Raw genomic sequence first — 9759 nt, forward strand, 5'->3', positions numbered from 1 at the left:
TCCCGGGTGGACTCGGTCCGGCTCGCCGTCGATGGTGAGCATGGTGTGCCGCTGCGTATTCAGGTGCTGGCGACCGACGGCGGCGATCCGGCGCTGGAGATCGGGTTCACCTCGGTCACCTTCTCCGAGCCCGAGCCATCGGTCTACGACTTCACACCGCCTGCCGACTCCACTGTCGAGGAGTTCGACTTCCAGGATCTGATGGCGGACAAGCACGGGGCTGAGTCCGAGCACGGCGATGCGCCCGGCGGGAGCGAATTCCCCGGTGCGGACGACGTCGACGTCGAGATGTCCGACGACGGATGGGCCTCGGTCCTCACCGTCACTGGGATCGAGATGGAGGACGTGGCCGGGCAGCTGGAAGAGCTGACCGGAGAAGCCGAAGGTGAAATGGGAGACTTGACCGGAATCCTCGACGCGCTCCTCGATGACATGGAGCCGGTCGAGGGTCCGTATGGCAGCGGTGTCGGGTTCACCAGCAGGCTGTTCTCCGCCCTCTGGCTCGACGACGGACGGCTACTGATCGGCGCCGTCGACCTCGACGTCCTAGAAGAAGCGGCCGCGTGACTTCGGCGATCGCGACCACCGGTCTCACCAAGCGTTTCGGCAAGCGGACCGCTGTTGACGCGATCGACCTCGACGTCCCGGACGGCTCCGTCTACGGCTTCCTCGGTCCGAACGGCTCAGGGAAGACCACCACCATCCGGATCCTGCTCGGGCTGGCGGCCGCGACCGCCGGCTCGGTCCAGGTGCTGGGCGAGCGGATACCGGACGGTGCGGGGACCGTCCTGCCGCGAGTGGGGGCTCTGGTCGACGGCCCCGCCTTCCATCCGTATCTGAGCGGCCGCGACAACCTGGTCAGGCTCGACGCTGCCGACCGCACCGCCTCTCCGGCCGACCGGCGACATCGGATCGACGTCGCGCTGGAGCGCGTGGGGCTGGCCGCGGCCGCCGGCAAGAACTACCGGGCGTACTCGCAAGGGATGCGGCAGCGGCTGGGCCTCGCGGCCGCCCTGCTGCGTCCCCGCGAACTGCTGGTGCTCGACGAGCCGACCAACGGCCTGGACCCTCAGGGCACCCGCGAGGTGCGGAACCTGGTGTCCGAGGTGGCGACGGCTGGGACGACGGTCTTCCTCTCGTCGCATCTGCTGTCCGAGGTCGACCAGATCTGTACGCACGCCGGCATCATGCGGTCCGGCTCCCTGGTGGCGCAGGGCAGCATCGGCTCGCTACGGGCCGCGCTCACGACGCGGCTCCGGATCGACACCAGGGCCCGAGAGGACGCCGTCGACGTGCTGCGCAGGATGGGACTGGGCGACGCAGTGGCGGATCACCAGGGCGTGGTCGGCGAGCTGGGCAGCGCGGCCGCTGAAGACGTCGTCGAGGAGCTGGTCAAGTCCGGGATACCGGTGCGGCAGGCGATCGTGGAACGCCCAGGGCTGGAAGAGCTGTTCGTCGCACTGACCGGGGAGGGCTTCGATGTCGACGAGTGACCTGGCCCAGGCAGCCGTCCCCGCGGAACCCGTGGATCGGACGAGATTCGCCGTGCCCGGGAGGTTCCTGGCCTCCGAGCTTGCCTTGCTTCTTCGTCGGCGCCGCAACCTGGCGATGCTGTGCGTTCTGGCGGCGGCGCCGGTCATCGTAGGGCTGGCGCTACGAGCGTCGTCGTCGTCGGATGACAGCGGCGCGCCGGCGTTCCTGGGGCAGGTGACCGATAACGGGCTCTTCCTCGGGTTCTCCGGTCTGATGCTGCTGATGCCGTTCTTCCTGCCGCTGTCGATGTCGGTGGTGTCCGGTGACTCGGTAGCGGGGGAGGCGGGCTCGGGCACTCTGCGTTACTTGCTGATCGTCCCGGTGTCCAGAGGCCGGCTGCTGGCCGTGAAATACGCATCCTGCGTCCTCTTCGGCCTGATCGCGACCGTGTTGGTGGTGACCTCCGGCATGGTGGCCGGAGCGGTGATGTTCTCGACCGGTGACGTGACGCTGCTGTCGGGAACGAGCATCGGCTTCGGCGAGACGTTGTGGCGTGCGCTGCTCATGGCCGGATACGCAGCTGTGCTCCTCGCAGGGCTCGCGGCGATCGGCGTGTTCGTCTCCACCTTGACCGAGGTGCCGGTCGCGGCGATGGCGAGCGTGGCGTCGATCCCGGTGCTGTCGCAGATCCTCGGGATGATCCCGCAGCTCTCCTGGCTGCACCCGTGGCTGTTGACCGACACCTGGAGGGTGTTCGACGACTTCCTCCGCGAGCCGATGATGACGGACACGATCGGCCGCGGCCTGCTGACGCACGTCGGATACGCCGCGGTCTTCTTCTCCCTTGCCTGGGCACGGCTTACGTCGCGGGACGTGACAAACTAAAGTCGGCGCGCTGCGGTCACCGCCACTGCTGTTGGCCACCTCCGACGCTGGTCACCGCCGCTGATGCTGGTCACCGCGGCTGCTGCTGGTCACCACCAAGGGGACCGGGTCGGCTTGGGTGGGCCGGAGATTTCTTCTCCTTCTCACGCGGCCGGCGGACGGCTGGCCGCCCTTGTTGCGTGGGTCTGCCGCCGGCCGAAGATCAGTCGAAGAAGCTCTCCGGCCCTCCGTGAGCGCTCGGCTTGGTCTCATCGGCGGTGACACATCGCGTGTCGGATGACACGTTCTGTACCGGATGCTGCTTTCTGTACCGCGAAGGGTCCGATTCACGGTTCTTCACGACACAAAATGCAGCATCCGGTACAGGATGCAGCATCCGGTACGGAATGCAGCGCCACGGCTAGACGTCCGATCTGGGTGGTAGCGGGATCAACGTGCCCGTCTGGGTGGTAGTAGGACGACGTCGGATCCACGGGATGGTGCGCGGGCGCGGCCTTCCGCCGGCGAATGGCCGGCGACCGCACGGGATGGTCGACGAGAAAGCTTCGCGCCAGTTCATCGCGGACGCCTTGCGGGCGGGCCCTCAGCGCCGGGTCGTGCAATAGCAGTGGCCCCGGCACTCAGGAGCCCGAACACGTCGGGCGGTTCCCTCGTACCGGGGCCGCTCCGTTCCAGGCGTCCTGACGACCGTCAAGAGTTCCAGAAAGGACTTGTACTACTGGTGGATCACTCGAAGGCGGGGCCGGCTTCCTCGGCCGCGTCCTCGGCGTCGTCGGCGCGGTCCTCGATCTCCGTGAGAACCTCGGTCTTGCGCGACTCGACCTTCTCGGCGGCGCTGCCGATAGAGCCGCTGCGAGCGCTGAACGCGGACGCCGCGGCCGTGTCGCAGTTCTCCTCGCCCCGGACCCGGTTGTCGGTGAGTACCGGAGCGGGATCGTTGTCGGTACAGGTCAGGTCGCCACGGATGACGTTGCCGGTGACGCCCGCGTCTGCGGTGTTGCCGGTCAGGGTGACGTCGCCCCCGAATACGTTGTATCCGCAGTCGCTCACCGGGTCCTGGCCGCCGAACTGCAGCAGCCCGGCGTTGCCGGTGTATGTGGCGTCGCCGTCCACCTCAGAGAAGCAGACCACGCTGCCCAGCTCGGTCCCTGAGACGGACAGGCTGCCTTCGACCACGGTGTCGTACAGGTCGGTCAGCAGGCCACCCTCGGAGTTGACCCCTCTGCTCACCTGGCCGCTTTCCAGGAAGACCTCGACGTTCGTCGAGTTGACGTTGCGGCTGTGCGACGAGCCGAGGCTGTAGAAGAAGTCCGAGTCGGCGGCGACGACGTTGCGGTCGTGCGAGCTGTCCTCGGAGTACACGCCGTAAGCCTCGTTGAGGCGGGTCGCGCCTTGGACCTCGGTCTCCACCGTGCTGGCGAAGCCGTTGTTGTTGACCCGGAGCGCACCCTCGACGGTGGATCCCTCCAGGGTGAGGTTGGCGTCGGCGCGCACTGTTGCGTTCCCGGTGATGACCACGTTGGTCAGGTCACAGGAGTCGCCGGCACGGACCACCAGGTCGCCGGGGACCGTGACGTCCTCGGCGACTCCGTCGCAGAACGTCGTGAGGCCGGCCTGGGACGGAGCGGCGAGTCCGACCAGGACCAGGCCGCCACCGGCTGCGGCGAGAGCGAGTCTTTTCAAGCGCATGGTTGTTCCCCTTGTGTCGCTTGGCTACTGGATGCTCGCTCAGCTGCGTCGACGGCCGGTCCGTCCGGGTCGCGGACGGGTATCCGGCGCCACGACACACCGTGAGCGGCGCGCACACCGGGGCCCGCTACCCCCGATGGCGCTCACGGTCAGTGAGCAACCATGCACAACGCAACGCGACCCCTCCTCGTCCCCCGATTTACAGAGGGACAAACCGTGCAGTTGGACTCTTTCGGGAATGCGCGAGCCTGTCAAGATCTTGGACGGCTTCTGGATGATCCGACAGGAAAGCGTTAACCGCCGGACCCGATTTGGTCACCGGAACGTCGCCTAGTGTCCCGTCATGCCGGTTGCTTGACACCGCTGTGGTGCTCCAGGTGGATGCCTCGCAAGGCGCGGAAGAGGCGAAGCTCGTACGTCGGACGACGACGGCGAGGCGCCGCGCGGGCGCCACAGACGTCAAGAGACCGGCTTACGGGGCACTTGTGTCCCGATCACGGATACTGATCCGGATCTCGCATCCCGTCGAAGATCACGACGCGATGGCCGCGCCGCGGCCGTCCGGCTGGGGATTTCCGGCAGGGAACACTGAAACTCAAGACACAAACATGAGTTCTCGCGGCCAAGGGCGACTAGCCTGTCGATTGTGTCGCCTGACCCCGCATACCCGGCCCACTGGGAGGCCGACGTCGTGCTCTCCGACGGCGGAACGGCGCACGTGCGCCCCATCCGCCCCGAGGATGCCGACCGCCTCGTCGAGTTCTACTCCCGGGTGAGCGACGAGTCGAAGTACTACCGCTTCTTCGCGCCGTATCCGAAGCTGAGTGAGCGCGACGTGAGCCATTTCACCCATGTCGACCACGACGGCCGTGTCGCGCTGATCATGCAGGTCGGTGAGGAGATGATCGCCGTCGGCCGGTACGACCGGGTGGCCGCTGGCGAGGCCGAGGTCTCCTTCCTCGTCGAGGACGGCCACCAAGGTCGTGGCGTGGGCACGGTCCTGCTGGAGCACCTTGCTCAGGCCGCCCGGGAACGTGGTCTGCACCGCTTCGTCGCCGATGTGTTGCCCGCCAACCGCAGGATGGCCACGGTCTTCGCTGAAGCCGGGTACACAGTCGACGACCACTTCGAGGACGGTGTGGTCCGGGTCGAGTTCGAGATCGTGCCGACCGACCACTCGCTGCAGGTGATGGCGGCGCGCGAGCACCGGGCCGAGGCACGTTCGATCGAACGGCTGCTGACACCTCGCTCGGTGGCCGTGGTCGGCGCCAGCCGCTCGGTCGGAAAAGCCGGCCAGACGCTGATCCGCAACATCATGGAGAACCGGTTCGCCGGCGCGGTGTACGCGGTGAACCCCGAGGCGAGCGCGGTCGCCGGAGTGGCGGCGTATCCCCGCGTCCAGGATGTCCCGGGTGAGGTCGACCTGGCGGTGGTCGCGGTGCCGGCCGAGGCGGTCGAGGATGTCGTCTTGGACTGCGCGGCTAAAGGGGTCAAAGGGCTGGTCGTGGTATCGGCCGGATTCGCCGAGCTCGGTGATGACGAGGGCCATGCCCGGCAAGCGGGCCTGGTCCGGGTGGCACGGATGAACGGGATGCGCGTCGTCGGCCCGAACTGCCTGGGGATCGTCAACACCGACCCCGAGTACGCGCTGAACGCCTCACTGGCTCCGGTGCTGCCGGCTCCGGGCCGCGTCGGCCTGTTCGCCCAGTCTGGAGCGCTCGGAACGGCGATCCTCAGCGACGGCGCCGCACGTGGGCTGGGACTGTCCACGTTCGTCTCCGCGGGCAACCGCGCCGACGTCTCCGGCAATGACCTCCTGCAGTACTGGCGCGATGACCCTGCCACCGAGGTCGTGTTGCTGTACCTGGAGTCCCTGGGGAACCCGCGCAAGTTCTCCCGGATCTCGCGCAGGGTCGCCGAGGTCAAGCCCGTGGTCGCGGTGAAGGGGGGACGTTCCACCCAGGGCGTCCCGTTGGGCCATACCGTACAACCGATCGAGGTGCCCCAGGCCGCACTCGACGCGATGTTCCGTCAGTCGGGCGTGATCCTGGTGAGCACCATCTCAGAGATGTTCGACGTGGCACAGGTCCTGGCCTATCAGCCGCTGCCTGAAGGGGGCCGGGTCGGCGTCGTGGGCAATTCCAGCGCGCTATGCATGCTGGCCTACGACGCAGTGATCGGTGCCGGCCTGGAGATGGGTTGCGAACCGGTGGATCTCGGTGTCTCGGCGACGGCGGACGGGTACGCCGCGGCGTTGGCGGATCTGGCGGCACGCCCGGAGGTCGACTCGTTGCTGGTGGTCTTCACCCCGGCGGTGGACGCTTCCAGCAGTGAGGAGGTGGCGCGCGTGCTTGCCGGCGCGTCATCGGCCGGCCGTAAACCGATCGTGACGACGTTCCTCGGCAGTCGCGGGGTCCCGGAGCAGATGCGCATGCTGGACGAGCACGGCGTGGCGCGACGTGGCTCGGTGCCGTCGTACCCGTCCGTGGAGGAAGCGGCACGGGCCTTGGCCCGCGTCACGTCGTACGGTGTGTGGCGCCGCCGGCGGCACGGCCATGTCCCGGAGACGGCCGGGATCGAGGCGGGACCCGCGCGCCGGCGGGCGGAGGCGGTTCTGGCCTCCGTCGTGGAGGACACTGTCGAGCTCGCTCCGGCACAGATCGCCGAACTGCTGAGCGACTACGGAATCGACATACTGCCGATGTCTCCGGCGCCGGATCTTGAGTCGGCGCTGGCGGCGCTGGAGGAGTTCGACGCCGAGGTGGTGCTCAAGGCGACCGCGACACACCTGCGGCACCGTCCGGACCTCGCCGACGTGTGGCGCAACATCGACACGCCGGATGAGATGCGCGACGCCTGGCAGACGATGTCCAGCACTCTGGCCGATCCGGCGGACGCCAGGTTCGTGGTCCAGCCGATGGCGCCCGGTGGCGTCCCGATCGTCGTCCGGGCCCGGGAAGACCGGATGTTCGGTCCCATGGTCTCGTTCGGCATCTCTGGGGTCACCACAGAGCTGCTCGGTGACCGCTCCTACCGGATCCCGCCGCTCACGGACGTCGACGCCGCGGAGATGGTTCGGGAGGTTAAAGCGGCTCCAGTGCTGTTCGGCTACCGCGGTGGCATCATGGCTGACGTAGCTGCGATCGAAGACCTGTTGCACCGCGTGTCGCGGATGTCGGATGATCTCCCCGAGCTGGCGTCGCTGGAGCTGAACCCGGTGCTCGTCGGCGAGAACGGACTGTCAGTGGTGAATGCGGCCGCGCGGTTGTCCCGACCGGCCCCACGGCCGGAGTGGTACGCGCGCCGGTTGGCGTGAAGCGTGCAAGGATAGGGCTATGGCGGACATAGGGACGCACGAAGGGCTTCGGATCGCGATCCAGCAAGCGGGCTACTACCCGGATCTTGTGATAGACACACTCGAGACGGCGTTGGCCGGTGAGCCGGTCGAGTCGTTCGTGGTCCATCACGAGCCTCATTTCGACCGTGATGAGCTCCGACGGCACGTCAGTGTGCTGGTGATGACGCCGACACGGCTGATCGTCGGCCACTCCGACGAGTACCCCTCAGACGACACGCACGCCGCGCCGTATGCGACGACGTCCACGGAGGCGGTGCCGCTGGACCGAGTGTCATCCGTCGTGGTGAGCCGGACAGTCCCGTCGCCGGCGTCGCATCAGGTGGGCGATCGGCCGCTCGACGTCGTGGTCACGATCGGTTGGGGTGCGATGGCCCGCATCGATCTCGAGCCGGCGACGTGTGGCGATCCGGAGTGCGAGGCCGATCACGGCTACACCGGAGCGCTCACCTCGGACGACTTCACGCTGCGCGTCAGCGAGGCGGGCGACGGCCTGATGCGGGTCGACGACATGCTCGCGTTCGCCCGCGCGCTGTCGGCGGCTACTGTCCGGGTGCGGTGACGCGTTTTGACGCTGTTGCCCCGTTACGGCGAGGGCTCGCTCTCCGACATCGTGCCGTCGGTGCTGGGCGCGCTTGGCATCGCCGGGGAGCAGAACACGCTGGGCCTGCCGCCCGCGTCACGGTACTGCCTGCTGCTCGTGGACGGCTTGGGCTGGAACCTGCTCCGCAGGCACCCGGTGCAGACGCCCTTCCTGTCGTCGTTGACGGGCCAGGCGATCACCTGTGGCGTGCCGAGCACGACCGCGACGAGCCTGACCAGCCTGGGCACCGGCCTGCCGCCAGGACGGCATGGGGTGCTCGGGTATACCACGCGGGTGCCCGGTGGCAAGGGCATCTTCAACGCGCTGAAGTGGGAGCCGGCCATCGATCCGGTCACCTATCAACCGCACCCTGGCCTGTTCGAACGGGCGCAGCGCTCCGGGGTGGCCGCCAGCGTGCTGGGGGAGCGGCGCTTCCGGGAGTCGGGCCTGACCAAGGCGGCCTTGCGTGGGCCGTTCCGGGCGGCGAAGACGTACGGTGAGCGGGTCGCCACCGCCGTAGAAGCGGTGAACGAGGCCGGACCGGCACTCGTGTACGTGTACGAGGAAGCCCTGGACCACACGGGCCACCAGGCGGGCTGCGAGTCAGCTGCGTGGCGGCACCAGCTGGTGATGGTGGACCGGTTCGTGGAGGAGTTGTACGAGTCGCTGCCGGCTGGAACGGTGCTGCTCGTCACAGGCGACCACGGGATGGTGGACGTGCCTCGGGAGTACCGCGTCGACGTGGACGATCACCCGGCGTTGCGCGACGGTGTGGATCTCATCGCCGGTGAGGCCCGGTTCCGGCACGTCTACGTGGCCGACGGCGCCGCAGCCGACGTGCAGGCCTCCTGGAAGGGCGTGCTCGGCGACTCCCGTGCATCGGTGCTGAGCCGGGAGGAGGCCGTGGCGGCCGGGTGGTTCGGTGCCGTCGAGAGCCGCGTCCTGGATCGGATCGGCGACGTGGTGGTCAACGTCCACGGCCGGTGTGCGGTGGAACGACGCAGCGTGTTCCCGGTGGAGACGAAGCTGGTCGGTTTCCACGGCGCCACCAGTGAAGATGAGCTTCTGGTCCCGCTGCTGGCCGGGCGGGCGTAGCTCGTCAGGGGGTGCCCTCCGAGGAAGTCGTGGTGAGACTGCCTCTCCACCCGGTGGCTATCAGTCGTTCTTGCGGCGGCCGAACATGATCTCGTCCCAGCTCGGAACGGTCGGGCGACGGGAACGCGACGACCCGCGAGGCTTGGCGGGCGGCGGCGGCTCCTGCGCGGTGGGCGCGAGGTCCTGCGTCTCGTCGTCCGTGTCTTCGGGACCTTCGACCTCGACATGGCTGGCGATGTCGCTGAGCCGTAGCCGGTCGGTAGAGGCGTCGTCGACCTCTTCCGGCTCCTGCTCGTCCGCCCACAGCTCGGTGTCCCGCCGACGGCGTTCCGGACGCCCGTACCGTCCGGCTCGGCGAGGCCGGCGCGTGACCGGTTCGATCGGCGAGGTGTGCTCAGCTGCCGGTTCGTCGTCCTCGTGGTCCTGTTCGGAGTCGTCCTGTTCGGGCTCGGCAGGCCGGACCAAGGCGGCGACCGGTTCGGCCCGTTGGGGCTCGCCCAGCCCGAGGGGGTGGGAGACATCCGGCGCCGCGCCGAGGTCGTCATCGTCCACGTCATCGTCGTCGTCATCGGCGTCGAGGTCCTGCTCGCTGACGACGGAGAGCCGGGGTGGCCCGGCCGGGGGCGCCTCCTCAACCGGGACCGGCTCAGGTTCGGGCTCGGGTTCGGGCTTGGGCTCG

6 protein-coding genes and 2 pseudogenes are annotated in these 9759 nt (G+C 68.4%); 6 read left to right on the top strand and 2 right to left on the bottom strand.

All coding sequences use genetic code 11. The features are described 5' to 3' along the window. From ELR45_RS22130 to ELR45_RS22140, 3 genes and pseudogenes are all read left to right on the top strand, one after another. Window positions 1-567 (top strand): annotated as a pseudogene (locus ELR45_RS22130) (LolA family protein); the annotation flags it as partial. Then, window positions 564-1493, top strand: a complete 930-nt coding sequence (locus ELR45_RS22135) for an ABC transporter ATP-binding protein (RefSeq protein WP_129668264.1) — start codon at window positions 564-566, stop codon at window positions 1491-1493. The pseudogene ELR45_RS22130 and the gene ELR45_RS22135, both read left to right, overlap by 4 nt. After that, a complete protein-coding gene (locus ELR45_RS22140) occupies window positions 1480-2358 on the top strand; it encodes an ABC transporter permease (RefSeq protein ID WP_129668265.1) in 879 nt (292 codons plus the stop codon). Before ELR45_RS22135 ends, ELR45_RS22140 begins: the two co-directional genes overlap by 14 nt. A 726-nt stretch (window positions 2359-3084) precedes the next feature. Here ELR45_RS22140 and ELR45_RS22145 read toward each other — a convergent pair. Beyond that, on the bottom strand, window positions 3085-4047 hold the full coding sequence (locus ELR45_RS22145; protein WP_129668266.1) for a hypothetical protein: 963 nt from the start codon (window positions 4045-4047) through the stop codon (window positions 3085-3087). A 646-nt stretch (window positions 4048-4693) separates the two neighbouring features. Here ELR45_RS22145 and ELR45_RS22150 point away from each other — a divergent pair. Genes ELR45_RS22150 through ELR45_RS22160 form a run of 3 tightly spaced genes read left to right on the top strand, consistent with a single transcriptional unit; the run spans window position 4694 to window position 9080 of the window. Continuing rightward, complete coding sequence (locus ELR45_RS22150) at window positions 4694-7363, top strand: bifunctional acetate--CoA ligase family protein/GNAT family N-acetyltransferase (RefSeq protein WP_205857038.1); 2670 nt, start codon at window positions 4694-4696, stop codon at window positions 7361-7363. Between the two features lie 19 nt (window positions 7364-7382). Beyond that, the gene (locus tag ELR45_RS22155) at window positions 7383-7964 is read left to right on the top strand and encodes a DUF5998 family protein (protein WP_129668268.1); all 582 of its coding nucleotides are present in this window, start codon (window positions 7383-7385) and stop codon (window positions 7962-7964) included. 6 nt (window positions 7965-7970) lie between these two features. Next, window positions 7971-9080 carry an alkaline phosphatase family protein gene (locus tag ELR45_RS22160; RefSeq protein WP_129668269.1) on the top strand — a complete coding sequence of 370 codons (1110 nt, stop codon included), beginning with the start codon at window positions 7971-7973 and terminating at the stop codon, window positions 9078-9080. A gap of 60 nt (window positions 9081-9140) precedes the next feature. On the opposite strand, the pseudogene ELR45_RS22165 reads toward ELR45_RS22160, so the two are convergent. After that, window positions 9141-9759 (bottom strand): annotated as a pseudogene (locus tag ELR45_RS22165) (hypothetical protein); the annotation flags it as partial.

The sequence above is a fragment of the Phytoactinopolyspora endophytica genome (genome assembly GCF_004138495.1).
Lineage (GTDB): Bacteria > Actinomycetota > Actinomycetes > Jiangellales > Jiangellaceae > Phytoactinopolyspora > Phytoactinopolyspora endophytica.